This window comes from Flavihumibacter stibioxidans (genome assembly GCF_014332695.1).
Taxonomy (GTDB): Bacteria; Bacteroidota; Bacteroidia; order Chitinophagales; family Chitinophagaceae; genus Flavihumibacter; species Flavihumibacter stibioxidans.
The window spans coordinates 1,534,673-1,552,172 of record NZ_MBUA01000001.1; the positions used below are offsets into that span (position 1 = coordinate 1,534,673).

Consider the following 17,500-nt stretch of genomic DNA (forward strand, 5'->3'; position numbering starts at 1 on the left):
TTTTTCTATCTTGTGCCAACCAGTATCCCCTCTCTTTCGTTTTCTTTAATATATGCCCCGTATGAATAAAACATTCCTGACTGTATCCCTTTCTGCCATAAGCGTAATGCTGGCCGGCTACCTGCTGTACCAGGGTCCCGACGCCTCCGGAAATGAGCTTTTCATGGGGGGAGGTAAGAAGAAGAAAAAAACCATGGAGGAAAAAGCCATGTTCGCGGAACAGCGGATGCGCTATGAATACGATATGGTTAAGGATGGCGGAACAGGGCTGATTCCCGGTGGCATCCATGAAATGGAATTGCAGCAGGCAAGACGTATACCGGAAAAGGAAAGGTCACAGGATCTCTTCCTCTCTCCTTTTGCAGATAACAGTTATACAGCCGCGGGCCCTTTCAGTTTCGGTGGCCGCACCCGGGCTGTGGCATTTGATAAAAGATTTGGTACCGGCTCCAACAGGGTCATCCTCGCCGGCGCCGTGAGCGGAGGCCTGTTCCGCTCTGCCGACGGTGGTACTTCCTGGACACTGGTAACCCCGCAAAACGAGATCCACAATGTATCCGCTATAGCCCAGGACCCCCGTGCCGGCAATGAAAATACCTGGTATGCCGGCGGTGGTGAGCCAATAGGAAACTCAGCAACCCCGTCCGCCGGTGGTGCTTTTTATTATGGGTATGGCCTGATGAAATCAACCGATAACGGACTTACCTGGAATCGGGTGAGCAGCACTTTCGCCGGGGAACTGGAGACCTTCGATGATGCCTTTGATTTTGTCCATAAAATACTTGTCCACCCGATAACCGGGCATGTTTATGTTGCCGGACACCGCAGGCTGCTGAGAAGCACTGATAACGGCACTACTTTTTCAAATGTTTTCATTGGCACCCAGGGTTCCTTTGCCGATAACGGGCAACTGGACATTGCCTGTACCAACAGCGGCCGGATTTACCTCGCTGTAAACGGGGGATTTCCGGATAAGGACCGGAGGGGATTATGGTTTTCAGAAACCGGAAACCTGAATTCCTGGACGCGTTTCGCAGGCGGGCAGACCCTGAACGCTGATTCTATTCCCGGCTGGAGGGCAAATTCCTATACCTCCAGTGGCGGTATTTCCACAGATTCCAGGCGGATTTTACTGGCACTGGCACCTTCCAATAATAATATCCTGTATGCCTATTATGAAAACGGCCTATCACAGGAAGGGAGCACAGGTACCCCGGAGGCGGATCTTTTCAAATTTGATTTCGGTGCATCGACCTATACCAATCTTTCGGCCAATATGCCTGATTTTAACGGGCAGAAAGACGGCATCGATCCGCTCGCCGTCCAGGGAGGTTATGACATGATGGTGGTAGTGAAACCCGATAATCCGAATATGGTTTTTGTGGGGGGCACGAACCTCTACCGGTCGAACAATGGATTTACCAATACATCCGGCACCAGCTGGATTGGCGGTTACAAATACTGGGGACCAGGTTCCACCACATTCAATATTCTGCAGTATGACAACCACCATGCGGATGTCCACAACCTGGTATTTGATCCTTCCAATCCCAACAGGGCATTGTGTGCCACAGATGGCGGATTGCACCTGACCACAGATATCACCGCCACCACCACTGCCACTGAGCCGGTAAAATGGACCATGGTACAGGGTTACCAGACAGCCCAATATTACCATGTACGACTAGAGCATCGTGCTTCGGGAACCCAGCCTTACAATTTCATCGGGGGCATGCAGGATAATGGTAGTTACCTGAAGGCGGAATCAGGCAATGACCATACCAGGGCGGGATCAGGTGATGGCGGTGCAGCAGCGATCGGAAAATTCATCAGCTTCGACAATTATACCCTCTTTGTGAGCAGCCAGCTGGGCAGCCTGGCAAGGTTGACGCCGGGTAACGCCACATCCATCAAACCAACCAACCTTACCCCCAATTCCAGTTCCGGGGAAGGCGAGTTTGTAACCTATTTCGGGTTTGATGCCGACAATCCGGAAGATCTGTATTATGTCAACTTTAACCGGGTATTCAGGACAACCAATGCCACAACGGTCACCGCTACCACTGGCTGGACGGAACTCACCGGTGTGGCTGGTGCCGTGAACCCTGCGGATCCTGGCGGTGATGATATTGGTATCAGGGCCATTGAGCTAAGCCGGGGGCCCTACCTGTCCACCCATGCCATGTATATCGGAACAACCGAGGGCAGAGTGTTCAGGCTGAACGATCCGCGCAATGCGGCGGCGGCTACCCAACCGGTTGACATCACGCCCCCCCAGATCAATACGATCATTACCAATACCCTGATTTCTCCAAGTCCCCGGGTGAACGTGTCAGGGATCGCCATTAACCCCAATGATGACAATGAAGTGATGGTGGTTTATTCCAACTATACCGTCACCACAGGCACCGGAGGCACCAGGCGGGATTTCAATATCTGGTGGACCACCAATGCGAAATCCGCTAATCCGACCTGGACCCTGATCGAGGGGAATCTAACCCTGCCGTCTATACGTAGCTGTGCCATCGTTGCGCGGAAAGATGGAACCGGCAAGGCTTTTACTGAATATTATGTAGGCACTTCGGTTGGTTTATATAGCACTTTGGGTGTTAAGGACACGCTGGCGGCAGGCAAGCCGATCACCTGGAAAAGGGAAGGCGGACGTACATTGAATTACGCCGTGGTAACCTCCCTTGCCTACCGGCCCCAGGACAATACCCTGCTGGTGGGAACCCACGGTAATGGCATGTTTTATACCACCATACCGCAACCGAATTTTACGCCCAACCTGAATACCGGGGTGAATGATCCGGTGAGAAATGACAAGAATTTTATCCAGAACTCCTGGCCGGGCATTACAGACGGGCAGCTTCAGTACCGGATCGGTAACATGTTTGAGGTGAAAAAACTGGTGGTTCAGGTTCACAGCCTGAATGGTCAGCTGGTTTATCGCAATGAAACCGGCTACCAGAACGGAAACCTCAACCTGGGTCATCTTGCCAGGGGAACTTATGTACTGACCATTACCAGCGGCGATTATAAGCAGCAGTTTGTCCGTAAGTTTTTGAAAAAATAGGGAGAAATTCTCCCGTCCGGGTGGCAAAGACGAATCGCGACAGATGTCCACCCGACGGGTGAATTTCCACCGAATAAATTCACCCCCTGCCCTTCCTCCTAAACAAGAACCAGTTAATCCCAAGTGCAGCCAACAAAATCAGGAGGCCTCCGAACTCGCGGGTTTGTTCAATCCAGGGTTTGGTGGCCTTCATACTTTGAACGATATTCTCCGCATCATGTTCCCGGAGCCAGCTCAGTACACCATCGCCGGCAAAAAGCAGGTAGGTAGCGTACAACAGATAAACCGTAAAACCAGCCAGGTAGAGATAGGAATTAAAACGATTCTTCAGTGCCTGTACGCAAAGCAGGGCGCCGAAAAGGTAGATGGCCATCCATACCAGGGGATCAGGATCATTGTACTGCAGGGCCGCTGATAAAACGAAAACCCCGATCATTACCGCATTGAATATTTTCATTCCCGCTTTTATAATAAAAATAGTGGTTCCCCCTTAATCCCTGCTCATCACTTCCCTCCCCCTTTCTCGCCATGCCTTAATATTCACTAACTTCCCACACAAAAACCACCCATGCTGCAACCGTGGCGAACCGGAAAAATCATTCAGATAGTTGATGAAACCCCTACCACCAGAAGGTTCTGGATCGAGGTACCGGAACTGGACCGGTTTGATTTTAAACCCGGACAGTTTGTAACCCTGGACCTGCCCATTCATGAAGCAAAAAACAAGCGCTGGCGAAGCTATTCCATTTCATCCTGGCCCGATGGGTCGAATGTTTTTGAATTAATCATAGTTCAGCTGGAAGGCGGACTCGGAACCAAATACCTGTTCACTGAAATGAAGGTGGGCAGTGAACTGACACTCCGGGGTCCCCAGGGGGTATTCACCCTGCCGGAAACTATTGAAAAGGACCTGTTCCTTATCTGTACCGGTACCGGTATAGCCCCTTTCCGGTCGATGGCCCACCATATCATGAGGAATAATATTCCGCATAAGAATGTATACCTCATTTTCGGAAGCAGGAAGGAATGCGACTGCCTGTATGCCAATGAATTGAAGGATTTGCAGGAAAAAGCTCCCTGGTTCAGGTTTTTGCCGACCTATTCAAGGGAAGAAGCGAGGGATGGTATCCTGACCGGATATGTACATTCTGTGTACGAAGATGTTTGCAATGATATCAGGAATAAGACAGGCCAGCCATTGAATCCGGCATATTTCTACTTATGTGGCTGGAAAAATATGATCGACGAAGCCAAACAACGCATTCTGGCGCTGGGCTTTGATAAAAAAGATATACACCTCGAATTATACGGGTGATGATTATCCTTTGGCTTTGGCTTTCACCTGTGCGGAGGACGATTCGCCCAGGGTCAGGCTGATCACCGGTACTTTTTCGGATTGTTCCTTTCTGCCAGACTGAATCTTGTGCAAGCGAAGTATCTCGGCGTGGTTTTCAACCATCTCCGTCTCTAATTCCAAAATCCTTTTACGTGATTTTAAAAGCTGGTGCGACCTCATGGCAAATCCGCCAACAGCACCAATGGCAAATGCAAGCAGGGTCCAAAGCAGTACGGCTATATTGATGTTGGCATACATCATAGAAATTGGTTTGAATCATTAACGAACCAATTTCATTTATATTGCCTGCAGTGGAAAATTGAATTGATTAACGGGAAACTGTGCCGGATTATTGGGAGGCCCGCTTGTTTTTTCCATTGTCCGGCTGTCCTGATTCTTTTTCAATCAGTGGTACAACCGGAGTTGCTGCGGGCGGGTTGGAACGGCTTTGTTGCTGGTCTGCTATTTTTTTCTGGAGTTGAAGGATTTCGGCATGATCCTGCATTTTTTCACTTTCCAGTTCAAGTATCTGGCGACGGAGCGCTTTCACCTGCAATACGCGGAAAAGTAATCCTGCGACAAAGGCACAGAGCATAACCAAAGCAAGCAATCCAAGGTGTACTGTGATTTGCATATTCATACAGCAGGCCCCTTTTGGGGAGCCATTGGTTTAGGGTTCTAACAAATATATTATTCCTGAATGGCTTTTTCAACCATTTCTTTCACATCTTTCAAAAGAATCCTCTGTTGAACCATGCTGTCGCGGTGCCTGATTGTTACCGTACCATCCTCCTTGGTCTGGTGGTCGATGGTTACGCAAAACGGCGTGCCAATAGCATCCTGTCTTCTGTATCGCTTTCCTATTGTATCTTTTTCCTCATAAAAACACCTGAAGGAGGCTTTGCACTCATTCATCAGGTCCCGGGCAATTTCCGGCAGGCCATCCTTTTTCATCAGGGGCAGGATGGCCAGCTTGACCGGGCTCAATTTCGGCGGAAACTTAAGCACCACGCGGCTATCAGCCTTTTCCGCCGTGCTGAGATCCTGCTCCTCATAAGCTTCACTCAATACCATCATCACGGTACGGTCCAGTCCGATGGATGTTTCAATTACATACGGAATATAGTTGCCGTATGGTTTGCCATCAGGGCCCGGATCATTGTCAAAATACTGCATTTTCTTCTTGCTGTACTCCTGGTGGTTGCGCAGGTCGAAATCAGTACGGGAATGAATGCCTTCCACTTCTTTGAAACCGATCGGGAAATCGTATTCGATATCGCAGGCGGCATCGGCATAGTGTGCCAGCTTCACGTGGTCATGGAAACGGTACCTGTCGGCCGGAATACCCAGGCTGAGGTGCCATTTCATCCTTTCCTCCTTCCAATATTCATACCACTCTTTTTGTGTGCCGGGACGGATAAAAAACTGCATTTCCATCTGTTCAAACTCCCTCATCCGGAAAATGAACTGGCGGGCAACGATCTCGTTCCGGAAAGCTTTTCCCACCTGGGCAATACCAAACGGGATCTTCATCCGGCCGGTCTTCTGGACATTCAGGAAGTTGACGAAAATACCCTGGGCGGTTTCGGGCCTCAGGTAAACCATGTTATCATCGCCCTCGCCGCTCACCGCGCCGAATTCAGTGGCAAACATGAGGTTAAATTGCCGCACATCGGTCCAGTTGCAGGTACCGCTGACGCTGCACTTAATCTTATTATTCTCGATCAGGGTCTTCAAACCCGCGAAATCTTCTTTTGCCAGCAATTGATCCATTTCTGCCAGCAAGGCCTCCCCCTGTTCTTTGGGCAGGGCATCTGCATGGGCTTCGATCAGGTGATCCACCCGGTAGCGCTTTTTGCTGTCTTTGTTATCGATCATCGGATCGCTGAAATTATCCACGTGACCGCTGGCCTTCCAGGTGGTGGGATGCATGAAAATGGCGGCATCGATTCCAACAATGTTTTCGTGGAGCTGGGTCATCCATTTCCACCAGTAATCGCGGATGTTCTTTTTCAACTCACTGCCGTACTGACCGTAGTCGTACACGGCACTCAGACCGTCGTATATTTCACTTGAAGGGAATATGAAGCCGTATTCTTTACAATGCGATATAATTGCCTGAAATTTATTGTTATCGTTCGCCATAAGGCGGCAAAGATATTGGGAAAATTACAATTTATCATTCCCTCTGTGCCTTTCGGCATCCCGGATGTGCTTCTTTTCAAAGTTCTTCTCCAGGGCCCGGGTAAGGTCTACCCCGGTCTGGTTGGCCAGGCAGATCAGGACCCAAAGAACGTCCGCCATTTCATCCGCCAGGTCCCGGCCTTTGTCCGATTCCTTAAAGGATTGTTCACCGTATTGCCTGACCATCAGGCGGCTCAGTTCCCCCACCTCCTCCATTAAAATGCCCAGGTTGGTAAGTTCATTGAAATAGCGGACCCCAACGGTTTTGATCCAGGTATCCACCTGGGCCTGGGCCTCCCGAATCGAAATATCAGACATATAATAGTTTTTTTTACCCTTCACCAATCACGATCCTTCGTGTCCATCACTATGGTCACCGGGCCATCATTAAGCAGGGAAACCTGCATATCTGCGCCGAATTCACCTGTACCAACCACCTTCCCGAGGTCTTCGGTCAACCGGGCCACGAATCGCTCATACAAGGGAATGGCTACCGGAGGTTTGCTCGCTTTGATATAGGAAGGGCGGTTCCCCTTTTTGGTGCTTGCATGCAGTGTAAACTGGCTTACCACCAGTAAATCACCCCCGATATCCTTCAGGGAAAGATTCATGACACCCGCTTCATCATTAAAAATCCGCATCTGGACGATCTTCCCGCTGAGCCAGCAGAGATCTTCCTCCGTATCGGCATCTTCGATGCCTACCAATACCAGTAACCCCTGCCCTATGGCCGATTTAATATTACCGCCGATGCTGACGGAGGCCTCGCTTACCCTCTGTATGACAACCCGCATATTTTTGTAACTTTCAGCTGTGAAAACCGAAAATAGTTATAAAGCGCTTACCGTACTCCTGGCCGTACTCTTTATCCTGAGCGGGTGCCAAAAAGAAAACAGTGTGGAGAGTCCCCCCAGGGCCACCCTTGAAATCCGCTTTATACCGGTCATTAATGGGCAGCCGCTGCAACTGAACCAACCCTATACCAACCCATTCGGGGAAACTTATAGCTTATCCATCTTTCGATTCTATGCCGGGCGTTTCAGCCTGGGCGACCAGCAAAGCGGACTTCAAAAGGCGGTTGAAGGCGAACCCTATTACCTGCCAGATCTCGCTGATCAGAATTCCATGCAAATTGCCATGCCCGTTGAGCCAGGTATTTATGATGCACTGGCATTCATCCTGGGGGTTGACAGCGCACTGAATGTGAGCGGGGTGCAATCGGGCGTGCTGGATCCTGCCAGGGGAATGTTCTGGACCTGGAACTCCGGTTATATTTTTACCAAGATCGAAGGCAATTCAACCGCATCAAGCCAGCCCAATGGCAAGTTCGAATACCATGTCGGCGGGTTTAAAAATCCCTTCAGTGCCATCCGGCCCATGGTTGCCCAACTCACCGGTACGGATAAATGGATACTGGGCAAAGACCAGACCCTGCATGTGGACATAGCTTACGACATGAACAGTTTTTTCGATGCCCACTTTCCCTTACGCATAGCCGAAAATGCCGTGGTCATGACGCCGGGGGAATTGGCCATGAATATATCCCTCAATTTTGCCGGTGCATTTGAAATAGTTGATTACAGTATCCGATGAAGACCGGCACTATTTACATATTATTTCTTGCCGTTTTCCTGTCAACAATAACAACGGGTACGGGATGCAACAAGGAGGATAGCCCGAAATCCCCGACTGCACTGGATTTCCCGATGCCGGCAGGATGGCCGGAAACCAGTTATGATTTTGCATCGAATCCGCTTACCAATGAAGGCTTTGAACTGGGAAGAAAATTATTTTTTGATGGCCGCCTTTCAAAGGATGGCAATTTCCCCTGCGCCAGTTGTCACCAGCCATTCGCGGCATTTGCCACTTTCGAACATGACCTCAGCCATGGTTTCAATAACCAGTTCACCCTGCGCAATGCCCCCGCACTCTTCAACCTGGCCTGGCACAGTGAATTCCATCATGATGGCGGTATCAACCACCTCGACCTGCAGCCACTGGCGCCACTCACGGCACCCAATGAAATGGCGGAAACCATCCCTTCAGTAATTGAAAAATTATCGGCTGATCCTGCTTACCAGCAGGGATTCGCAAAAGCATTCGGAACGCCGGAGATCAATACTGCACGCCTGACAAAAGCGCTTTCCCAGTATATGCTGATGTTGGTTTCGGCGAGTTCAAAATACGACAGGGTAAAACAAGGTAAAGATGTTTTCAATGTAAATGAAGCGGCGGGCTACCAGGTATTCCTGCAGAAGAAATGCAACAGTTGCCACGCCGAACCGCTGTTCACCAATCTCGCCTATGAAAGCAACGGATTACCGTTGAACCCCGGACTGAATGATGTTGGGCGTATGCGCATCACCGGTAGTTCCGCTGATTCGCTCAAATTCAAAGTCCCAAGCCTGCGGAATATCATGGTGAGCTTCCCCTATATGCACGATGGCCGCCTCTGGGATATTTCAGATGTGTATGAACATTATAATAAAACAATTCCCCTTTCTTCTGTTGAAAGGGGATTGTTGACAGAGTTCTTTAAAACCCTGACCGATTCTGCTTTTATCAATAATCCAAGGCTTGGGCAGCCATGATTTTCAGTGAGCCAGTTTTCGTGCCCTGATTGCCTGCAGCGCCTGCCTGGCCTTCTCCAGGTCCAGCGCATGCTGTTTAACAGCATTGGAATTCTCAGCAATTTTTTCTTCTATCTGAACTTTTCTCTTTGCCAGGTCCGCTCCTTCATCGAGCATGCTGGTATGTTTTTTCTCCATCTTGTCAATCAGGCTTTCCTGAGCCAGGATCTCGAGGTTCAGGTTATAATCCGCAACGAAGGGAGTAACGCCCGCGAGATAGGTTTTGCCGTCTTCGATACCGGTGCGTTCATCAGCGGCCCTCGATGAAAGCATTTCATTGGGTTTTGCCATGATCATCTGCACCAGTGATGCAGCTTTTTCCTTTCTGCTTTTGCGGTCAACTTTTACATACACATCATATAAATTTCCGCCATCGCCCAAAGGCACATTCCGGTATAACTGGTAATCTTTCGCCTTTGCAGGTTTGAAGCCCATGGTCTTGAATTTTTCTTCCATTGCCTTCTCCACTACATCAGGCGGGTAAGGCAATTCCAATACTGCTGCCGGCATATTCTTTTTCTGGAACTCCGCAATACCCTCCATGGGTTGCTGGGCCTGCACTGCAAATGCAAGAGATACTGCCAGTAATAATCCTAATCCTCTTTTCATATTCATGGTTTTATTTCAGTGACAAAGTTATAAAATCCATTTCGTCAGTTGATTTACAACTATTTTTGCCCAAATTCTGAGCATCCTTTGAGTGAGATCAAAAAACTGGCCGGACAAACCTTGTGGTATGGTGTACCCACCATTGTAGCCCGATTCCTCGGCTACCTGATGAATATGGCGCTTCCCTTCCTTTTTGAAAAGCCATCCGTTACTGCTGATATCACCCAGGTATATGCGATGATCCCATTCCTGAATGTTTTGTTTACTTATGGAATGGAAACGGCTTACTTCCGGTTTTCCCAGGATAAGGACAAACACCATTTATATAACACATTATCGGTCTCACTGTTCATCAGCAGCCTGGCTTTTACTGCATTATTATTTTTCAGTCGTGGTACCATTGCCGCTGCAGCCGGACTGGAAGCTCATCCCGAATACATTACCTGGATGTGCGGCATCCTGCTGTTCGACACCCTGGCCACACTGCCTTTTGCCAAACTGAGACAGGAAAATCGCCCCCGCCGGTATGCATTCGTGCGGATCAGCGGCATCCTGATCAACCTGCTGATCGTGCTCTTTTTTGTGGGAGTACTGCCGGCATATATTTCCAACCACCCCGACAGTCCGCTGAGACTCTTTCAACGTTTCGATATCGGGATTGGCTGGTACCTGGTGGGTAACCTGCTGGGAAGTATCGCCACTTTTGCGATGCTGGCCCCTGAATGGAAGGAGCTGAACTGGGAATTTGATAGCAAACTATTCCGGGAGGTGATGCACTACAGCTATCCATTGGTGATAGTTGGTTTCGGCGGCATGGTAAATGATGTGCTCAGCCGCCTGATCTACCAGCATGTGGTGGACCTCCCGGCAGAACAGGCCAAACATGAACTGGGAATTTTTGCCAATGTGTACCGGCTGGCCGTGATGATGAGTATCCTGATCCAGGCCTTCCGGATGGCAGCCGAACCTTATTTCTTTAACCAGTCGAAACAGGAAGGTGCACAGAAATCATATGCCCGTGTCATGAAATTCTTCGTGCTGGCCTGCTGTTTTATGTTTCTCTTCATCGGGCTCTACCTGGATGTGCTGGAATGGATCATCACCGTAAAATCCGATGCCTGGGCCGAAGGCATGTACATTGTACCCATACTTGCCATGGGTAATATTTTCCTGGGAATTTATTACAACCTCAGCATCTGGTATAAACTAACGGGAAGGAACATGTACGGAGCCTATATCACCATTGCCGGCGCAGTCCTGACCATCGTACTGAATATCCTGCTGATCCCGCGCCTGCATTACCTCGGCGCGGCCCTCGCCACCTTCGCCTGCTACCTGCTGATGATGGTGATCAGCTACGTAATGGGACAGAAATATTACCCTGTCCCCTATGCGCGTAAAAAACTGATCTCCTATCTGGTGCTGGTGAGCCTGGTTTATGCGTTTCACCGCCTGGTACTCTATTTTTATTCCCCGCTCTGGTTCAGTGTGCTGACCGGTACCCTGCTGCTGGCGGGTTTCGCAATGTTTGTAGCAAAGGTGGAAAAAAAGGAACTGTCGAAAATCCCTCTTCTCAGCAAATTTGTATAACCTCCTCACCTCCTCACCTATCCCCCCCATTCAAAAAAGGATTGTTCTTCTTTTCAAACCCTATCGTTGTGCTTTCCCCATGACCCGGGTAAACCCTCACCGCATCCGGCAGGGTGAACAATTGGGTGCGAATGCTGTTCAGCAACTGGGAATGGTTGCCACCCGGAAGATCGGTGCGCCCAATGCTTCGCCGGAACAGGACATCGCCGCCAATGACAAATTGCTGGGACTCAGAATAAAAGCAGACATGGCCGGGTGAGTGCCCGGGAGCCTCGATCACTTTTAATTCGTCTGTACCCAACCTTATGGTATCTCCGCCACGTATATAATGTAATGGACCGTCGTAATTGCGGAAAGGAAGGTTCCAGCGTTTGCCCGAATCGGGGGCAAAGTCCAGCACCAGCTTTTCCGTGGGGTGAATATGCAGCTCAAGTTTCCATGTACGGTGAACAAAATCGTTGCCGAACACATGGTCAAGATGGCAGTGGGTATTCAGTAAGAGGCGGGGAGTCAGTTTATGCTGGTCGATGAAAGCCTTTAACTGCTGCTCCTCGCGCTGGTCGTAACAACCCGGATCAATGATCATGCAGTCGCCCGATTCGTTGAACAAAACATAGGAATTTTCCATTATGGGACTGAACTCGAATAAATGGATTGTTAACATAGCTCTATTATTTGGGGGGGATTTCCGGGTTAACCCTGAATATCATAATTTTAAACCACAATCACTGGATATGCAATTTCCGAAGAATCATTTGTTTTTGCGCGTGTGTACCAAGCTTACCCTGATTTTTATCCTTTTCCTGATGATTACCCCCTCCCTGGTAAATGCCCAGGTGAATACGGTGGAATTTGGGAAAAACCGGGTCCAGTACAGGAAGTTCAAATGGCAATATTACCAGACAGATAATTTCAATACCTACTACAGCCAGAATGGCGAGCCACTCGCAAAATCAGTTGCACAGATGGCGGAAATTGAATTGCCCGACCTTGAAACCTTTATGGAATACGGCTTGCAGCGCCGGGCCAACATCGTCCTCTACAACAATTTCAACGACCTGCAGCAAACCAATATCGGGTTGACCACAGACTGGCAGATCAATGGTGGCAACACCAAGCTGGTGAACAATAAAGTGGTGGTTTATTATAACAGCGACCATCGGAACTTACGCATCCAGGTAAGGCAGGGAATTGCCCGCATCCTGCTGGATAATATCCTTTTCGGGGATGACCTGGGCGAATTTGCCGCCAACCAGGCCTTGCTGGACCTTCCCAAATGGCTGACCGACGGATTTGTGGCTTATGCTGCAGAAAACTGGAGCACCGACCTTGACAACCAGTTGAAATCTGCGATGCTCTCAGGCAAATACCGGAATTTTTACCAGTTTGCCTATGACCAGCCCATGCTGGCAGGCCATTCATTCTGGCGTTATGTCGAAGAGACCTACAAGAAGGAAAACACCAAGTATTTCCTTTACCTGGCAAGGCTGTACCGCAACCTGAACGGCGCTTCCAACCGGATCGCCAAAAAGAAATTCAAGGAAGTCCTGTCAGATTTTATGACCTACAATGAAGACAAGTATTATAAGGATATCCGCGGCCGCCGCAACAACCCCAAAGGGTCTATGTCAGTGGTGGAGGAAGTGGACAAGAATAAGGACTTCTACAATTTCACCCCCAACCCGGCTCCACGTAGCCAGGCCTATGCAGTGGTTCAGTATAAAAAAGGATTACAGACCGTTCTCTTTTATGAAGATTATGTAACCAGCAAAGTGCTCCTGAAAAACGGTGTCCGCAACCTGGAAGCCAAACAGGACCCGCATTACCCATTGCTGGCCTGGAATGGCAAGGGCAACAAATTACTGGTGGTGTACAGCAGTGAAGGAAAACTGAGGATGTTTACCTACGACATATTCTCCCGGATCAAACGCGATAAACTGGTGCTCGACCAGTTTGAACAAATCCAGGATATAAAGTTTATGACGGACGATAACACACTTTTATTGAGTGGGGTTAAAAACGGGCAGTCAGATATTTTCACCTTCAAGATCGACCGCGAGCGTGTGGAACAGATCACGAATGATATATATGACGACCTTGATCCATCCTTCGTGGCATTTCCAAACAAGATGGGCATCCTGTATGCATCCAACAGGCCATCCGCAACCGCTGTATCCGGAGATACTATCCTGCCATCCAACCATCGCTATAATATTTTCCTGGTTGATAATTTCAATAAGAGCGAATTCAAGCAGATCTCGCAAATGAGCAACCTGAAATATGGAAACGCCAGGTACCCTGCGCAGTATAACGTATCACACTTTACATTTGCGGCTGATGAAAACGGTATCAACAACCGGTTTGCCGGATTCTTCACCACTGAAAGGGCCGGTGTGGATACCATCTACCGGATTGGGGATGATGTGTTGCGCAATCCCGAATACAAAGAGATTGATTCACTCCTGAAGGTCTATGACAAAACGGAGCCCGATACCATCTTCACTTTTTCCATCACCAATGATTCCGCATATGTGTTCCCGTTAACCAATTACCAGAGCGGACTGGTGGAAACAAAAGCTGCGGGCGATAAAGACCAGGTAAGTGAAGTCAGGCAGGAAGGAGAACTGAAGTTTCTCTACAAACTGAAAGTGGATGAAAACACCCTGAGGAAACGGAATATCAATCCGCGGCCAACCGATTTCAGGAAGAGAACGATTGATGAGCAAAGGATAGCGGCAGGGGCAGCCATTCAATTCCGGCAACCTGAACAGCCAACAGATACAAGCGGCAAAAAAGTTGAATTTGAATCAGAGTTTGAGGAAGACAAAGCCGACTCCGCGGCGGTTGAAAGGATCAGGAAAGAACAACAAACAGAAAGCCAGCCCTCCATCCTGAAAAAAGCGGGCCGGTTTGATTACCGCCTGAAGTTTTCTGTTGACCAGGTAACCGGTTCGCTCTTCAACAACGATGTGCTGGTTACCCGCTACGAGCCATTTACCGGTTCGCTGCCTGTTACCAACAGTGCCAATAACGGATTTAACGGAATGTTCAAGGTAACGGTGTATGACATGCTGGAAGACCTTCGCTTTACCGGCATGTTCCGTTCACCATTGATCAATACAGCCGGCCAGGGTGTACCGATCAATCTCGGAAGCCCTAATATCTTTATTCCGGGTTCCCAGTCATTGTTCAATTCGGGCTCTGAATACCTGGCGCGTTTTGATTACATGAAACGCAGGATCGATTATACCGCCATGTATTACCGCCGCACCGATGTGGGCGGAAGAGACATTGGTGTCGGATTCCTGATCCCTGCCAAACTCTACACCAATTTGTACCAGGCAGGCATCAAGTACCCGTTTGATAAAGTGAGAAGCGTGCGCATCAACCTTGGCCTGAGGACCGACAAAGTGGTAACCAAAGCCATCTCGGATCCCAACACCATTGAAGTGGAAGATGAGAAGAAGAGCTATGGTTTGCTGCGGGTTGAATACGTGCACGACAATGCCATCATGAAAGCCACCAATATCTGGAATGGTCTCCGGTACAAAGTCTATATGGACCTGAATACCCAGGTAAACAAATTACAGACCACTGCCGGAAGGAACACCTTTAATGTTGGCTGGGATGCGCGGTATTACTATCCCATCCTCCAGAATTTCATCTGGGCCGGCCGGGTGGCAGCAGATTTCTCCTGGGGTGACCAGAAGATATTGTATTACCTGGGCGGACAAGATGGATGGCTTTTCCCGAAGGCTAACACCGAAGTACAACCGCAGGACCCGACTTATGCTTTCCAGGCACTGGCTGTTAACATGAGGGGGCACCGCCAGAATATTACCAATGGCAACAATGCCATGGTGATCAACAGTGAATTCCGTCTGCCGGTATTCACCACCTTGCTGAAACGCCCCATCAACAATGCCTTTCTCCGCAATTTCCAGCTTGTCCAGTTCACCGACCTCGGTACTGCCTGGAATGGTAAATACAATGGAATGGCAAGGCCGTCGAAAGTTTACCAGGAAGGAAATGTGCTGGTAAAGATCAAGGCAGGTGGTGTGGGACCATTCGTAGGAGGATACGGATTTGGCGCGCGCAGCACCCTGCTGGGTTATTTCATGCGCCTCGATACCGGTTGGGAAATGAATGGCTTCTTCAAGGGCAGGCCTATCTGGCATTTTGCACTGGGTGTTGATTTTTAAAGGAATCATTTTATATAAAAGCGGGTGTATCCGAAATGGATACACCCGCTTTTTTTATGCGGCAGGAACCGGCTTTCCGTACCACTGAACTTTGCGGCTTCCATACATTACCAGGGCCAGTACCAGGAAGAGGCCAATGCTACCGATCAGCAAGGCGGTATCTTCGAGGCGAACCAGCACAAAAGTGAAAGCATACAGGCAACTCAGCACAGCCCCAAAGATGAGCGCCGTTTTCCATAACCCGAAATGCCCTTTTGCATAAAGTGTTATCAGCGTGATGGTAGCGGTAGCTGCTAACCCATATGCATAATCGAAAGCAATGAATTCACTGAAGGAAAGCAACAAGGTATAAAAAACAGATAATGCAATTCCGATCAGTACGTACTGGACAGGATGCACCGGATTTTTCTGCATCAGCTCAATGATAAAAAACAGCGAAAAGGTAAGCCCGATAAACAGGATGGCATATTTCGTACTCCTTTCAGTTTTCGAATACTGGTCAGCAGGTTGCAGCATGGTGACACCAAATGCAAATCCTTTTTCCTCAAAACCCTTGTCCAGCAACAATGTCCCGAAAGGAAGGTTGGCTTTATTGAAAGACCAGCTCGCGGTGAAGCCACTGTCGTTCACGACCCTTTCTCCAGGCAGGTAATTGCCATCAAAAGAAGGGTTCTGCCAGGAGGAACGGATAGAAAAAAGGCTGTTACCGGCAAGTGGAATAAAATGCAGTTTTTCACTGCCCTTCAGTTTGATCTGCGAACGGAAGGCAATGGATTGGTTCAGTTTTTCGGGCAGCAATTCAAGAGGAGCGGATAAGCCGTTATCGGTAATGACTTTATTTGGTAATCCGGGCGACAGCTCAATGGATGAACCATCCAGGTTCACCATGATCTTTTCTTCAATGCCCTTGATATCCGTGAGACCTGCACAGATCCTGCTTTCCTGCCATTTCACCGAGGCGGGATCAATCTCCCTTGGCAGCCTGATCACAAAGCGGCCGTCATAGTTAACGGTGGTTTTGTATAACAATACCTTGTAAATAGAACGGGGACGAACCTCGGGAAACATAATACTGTTCACCTGCTGGGTCTCGGGTAAGATCGTCAGTTCTTTTCTCTCCGTAGTTTGCTTGCCGGCCGCATCGGTATGAATGACCTCATAAGGGAGTACCAGGAAAAATCCGGAAAGGGTCTGGCCGCTTCCCCATTTACTGCTGACCTCTTGCACTACCTGTTGTTGTCTTTCTTTTCGTTCACCCACCAGGTTGTTGATGAAGAGGGCCGGAATCATCATGAGCAGAATGAGTACGCCGGTAATGATGCCTTTATAAAGAATGGCATTGGAAGTACGGCTAATGGGGTCGGGATGTGGGTTGTTGGTTACTTGTTCCATGATTATGATTGATTGATTAGAATGCGCGATGGCGGAAACAGGTTTTTCGAAGTAGATGGCTGTCTCTTTGCGTACAGACCAGAACCCGACGAAAGCTGAGGCCGAAAGGAAGGCAGTGCCACCGGCCCACCACCCTAAAAATTCGGTGAGCCAGTTGCCGTCATAAAATGGCACGGAAACCAGTCCGGCCACCAGCCCATAACCGGTAATTACCAGGAAAATGATTCCATAAAGCCTGGTGGTTTTCCCGCGGTAATCTGTTGACAGCCGGGAAAGGAATGGCAGGAGAAAAAACAGCAATACCAGTATGGGAAGGCTACCCATGGCTGCAGCAATCGTAACGGGAATGACCAGGATCATATCTGACCAGTCCCACATAAAAACCGCCACCACCGTACTGATCAGTCCGAAAGCCAACAGGGTAAATACCCAGATTTTGAAGGCCATCAGCCTCGAGTTAACAGGTTCCATATTTACAAAG

At 49.0% G+C, this 17,500-nt stretch carries 15 protein-coding genes; 6 read left to right on the plus strand and 9 right to left on the minus strand.

Going from position 1 to position 17,500, the window contains the following annotated elements; genetic code table 11:
* The first annotated feature begins 61 nt into the window (after positions 1 to 61).
* Positions 62 to 3,076 (plus strand): T9SS type A sorting domain-containing protein, encoded by a 3,015-nt coding sequence (locus BC349_RS06535; protein WP_187255903.1) that lies wholly within the window; start codon positions 62 to 64, stop codon positions 3,074 to 3,076.
* Positions 3,077 to 3,155: 79 nt separating this feature from the next.
* Here BC349_RS06535 and BC349_RS06540 read toward each other — a convergent pair whose 3' ends face one another.
* A complete protein-coding gene (locus BC349_RS06540; RefSeq protein ID WP_187255904.1) occupies positions 3,156 to 3,533 on the minus strand; it encodes a transmembrane 220 family protein in 378 nt (125 codons plus the stop codon).
* A gap of 111 nt (positions 3,534 to 3,644) precedes the next feature.
* Between BC349_RS06540 and BC349_RS06545 the strand changes: the two genes are divergently transcribed.
* Entirely contained in the window at positions 3,645 to 4,391 is a 747-nt protein-coding gene (locus BC349_RS06545) for a ferredoxin--NADP reductase (RefSeq protein ID WP_187255905.1), read from the plus strand.
* 3 nt (positions 4,392 to 4,394) lie between these two features.
* Here BC349_RS06545 and BC349_RS06550 read toward each other — a convergent pair whose 3' ends face one another.
* From BC349_RS06550 to dtd, 5 genes are all read right to left on the minus strand, one after another.
* Positions 4,395 to 4,673: a hypothetical protein gene (locus tag BC349_RS06550; RefSeq protein WP_187255906.1), complete on the minus strand. Its 279-nt coding sequence runs from the start codon at positions 4,671 to 4,673 to the stop codon at positions 4,395 to 4,397.
* Positions 4,674 to 4,761: 88 nt separating this feature from the next.
* Positions 4,762 to 5,052, minus strand: coding sequence for a hypothetical protein (locus BC349_RS06555; protein WP_187255907.1), 291 nt, complete (start codon positions 5,050 to 5,052; stop codon positions 4,762 to 4,764).
* Positions 5,053 to 5,102: 50 nt separating this feature from the next.
* Positions 5,103 to 6,557, minus strand: a complete 1,455-nt coding sequence (locus BC349_RS06560; protein WP_187255908.1) for a glycine--tRNA ligase — start codon at positions 6,555 to 6,557, stop codon at positions 5,103 to 5,105.
* 24 nt (positions 6,558 to 6,581) lie between these two features.
* Positions 6,582 to 6,914, minus strand: a complete 333-nt coding sequence (locus tag BC349_RS06565; RefSeq protein ID WP_187255909.1) for a nucleotide pyrophosphohydrolase — start codon at positions 6,912 to 6,914, stop codon at positions 6,582 to 6,584.
* 20 nt (positions 6,915 to 6,934) lie between these two features.
* Positions 6,935 to 7,390 carry a D-aminoacyl-tRNA deacylase gene (gene dtd, locus BC349_RS06570; RefSeq protein ID WP_187255910.1) on the minus strand — a complete coding sequence of 152 codons (456 nt, stop codon included), beginning with the start codon at positions 7,388 to 7,390 and terminating at the stop codon, positions 6,935 to 6,937.
* 19 nt (positions 7,391 to 7,409) lie between these two features.
* Here dtd and BC349_RS06575 point away from each other — a divergent pair, with 19 nt between their 5' ends.
* Both BC349_RS06575 and BC349_RS06580 read left to right on the plus strand, forming a co-directional pair.
* A complete protein-coding gene (locus BC349_RS06575) occupies positions 7,410 to 8,189 on the plus strand; it encodes an MbnP family protein (RefSeq protein ID WP_187255911.1) in 780 nt (259 codons plus the stop codon).
* Positions 8,186 to 9,187 carry a cytochrome-c peroxidase gene (locus tag BC349_RS06580; RefSeq protein ID WP_187255912.1) on the plus strand — a complete coding sequence of 334 codons (1,002 nt, stop codon included), beginning with the start codon at positions 8,186 to 8,188 and terminating at the stop codon, positions 9,185 to 9,187. Before BC349_RS06575 ends, BC349_RS06580 begins: the two co-directional genes overlap by 4 nt.
* Positions 9,188 to 9,190: 3 nt before the next feature.
* Here the strand turns inward: BC349_RS06580 and BC349_RS06585 are convergent, their stop codons facing one another.
* Complete coding sequence (locus BC349_RS06585; protein WP_187255913.1) at positions 9,191 to 9,835, minus strand: hypothetical protein; 645 nt, start codon at positions 9,833 to 9,835, stop codon at positions 9,191 to 9,193.
* Positions 9,836 to 9,922: 87 nt separating this feature from the next.
* On the opposite strand from BC349_RS06585, the gene BC349_RS06590 reads away from it, so the two are divergent.
* On the plus strand, positions 9,923 to 11,425 hold the full coding sequence (locus tag BC349_RS06590) for a lipopolysaccharide biosynthesis protein (protein WP_187255914.1): 1,503 nt from the start codon (positions 9,923 to 9,925) through the stop codon (positions 11,423 to 11,425).
* A gap of 13 nt (positions 11,426 to 11,438) precedes the next feature.
* Here the strand turns inward: BC349_RS06590 and BC349_RS06595 are convergent, their stop codons facing one another.
* Positions 11,439 to 12,089, minus strand: coding sequence for an MBL fold metallo-hydrolase (locus BC349_RS06595; protein WP_187255915.1), 651 nt, complete (start codon positions 12,087 to 12,089; stop codon positions 11,439 to 11,441).
* A 70-nt stretch (positions 12,090 to 12,159) separates the two neighbouring features.
* On the opposite strand from BC349_RS06595, the gene BC349_RS06600 reads away from it, so the two are divergent.
* Positions 12,160 to 15,627, plus strand: coding sequence for a hypothetical protein (locus BC349_RS06600; RefSeq protein WP_246456805.1), 3,468 nt, complete (start codon positions 12,160 to 12,162; stop codon positions 15,625 to 15,627).
* A 54-nt stretch (positions 15,628 to 15,681) separates the two neighbouring features.
* Here BC349_RS06600 and creD read toward each other — a convergent pair whose 3' ends face one another.
* A complete protein-coding gene (gene creD, locus BC349_RS06605; protein WP_187255916.1) occupies positions 15,682 to 17,490 on the minus strand; it encodes a cell envelope integrity protein CreD in 1,809 nt (602 codons plus the stop codon).
* Positions 17,491 to 17,500 lie beyond the last annotated feature (10 nt).

Coding starts and splice junctions, on each gene's coding strand:
- BC349_RS06600 (WP_246456805.1), top strand. CDS start 12,160: ATGCAATTTCCGAAGAATCATTTGTTTTTGCGCGTGTGTACCAAGCTT.
- BC349_RS06555 (WP_187255907.1), bottom strand. CDS start 5,052: ATGAATATGCAAATCACAGTACACCTTGGATTGCTTGCTTTGGTTATG.
- creD (WP_187255916.1), bottom strand. CDS start 17,490: ATGGAACCTGTTAACTCGAGGCTGATGGCCTTCAAAATCTGGGTATTT.
- BC349_RS06585 (WP_187255913.1), bottom strand. CDS start 9,835: ATGAAAAGAGGATTAGGATTATTACTGGCAGTATCTCTTGCATTTGCA.
- BC349_RS06595 (WP_187255915.1), bottom strand. CDS start 12,089: ATGTTAACAATCCATTTATTCGAGTTCAGTCCCATAATGGAAAATTCC.
- BC349_RS06550 (WP_187255906.1), bottom strand. CDS start 4,673: ATGATGTATGCCAACATCAATATAGCCGTACTGCTTTGGACCCTGCTT.
- BC349_RS06545 (WP_187255905.1), top strand. CDS start 3,645: ATGCTGCAACCGTGGCGAACCGGAAAAATCATTCAGATAGTTGATGAA.
- BC349_RS06535 (WP_187255903.1), top strand. CDS start 62: ATGAATAAAACATTCCTGACTGTATCCCTTTCTGCCATAAGCGTAATG.
- BC349_RS06580 (WP_187255912.1), top strand. CDS start 8,186: ATGAAGACCGGCACTATTTACATATTATTTCTTGCCGTTTTCCTGTCA.
- BC349_RS06540 (WP_187255904.1), bottom strand. CDS start 3,533: ATGAAAATATTCAATGCGGTAATGATCGGGGTTTTCGTTTTATCAGCG.
- BC349_RS06560 (WP_187255908.1), bottom strand. CDS start 6,557: ATGGCGAACGATAACAATAAATTTCAGGCAATTATATCGCATTGTAAA.
- dtd (WP_187255910.1), bottom strand. CDS start 7,390: ATGCGGGTTGTCATACAGAGGGTAAGCGAGGCCTCCGTCAGCATCGGC.
- BC349_RS06565 (WP_187255909.1), bottom strand. CDS start 6,914: ATGTCTGATATTTCGATTCGGGAGGCCCAGGCCCAGGTGGATACCTGG.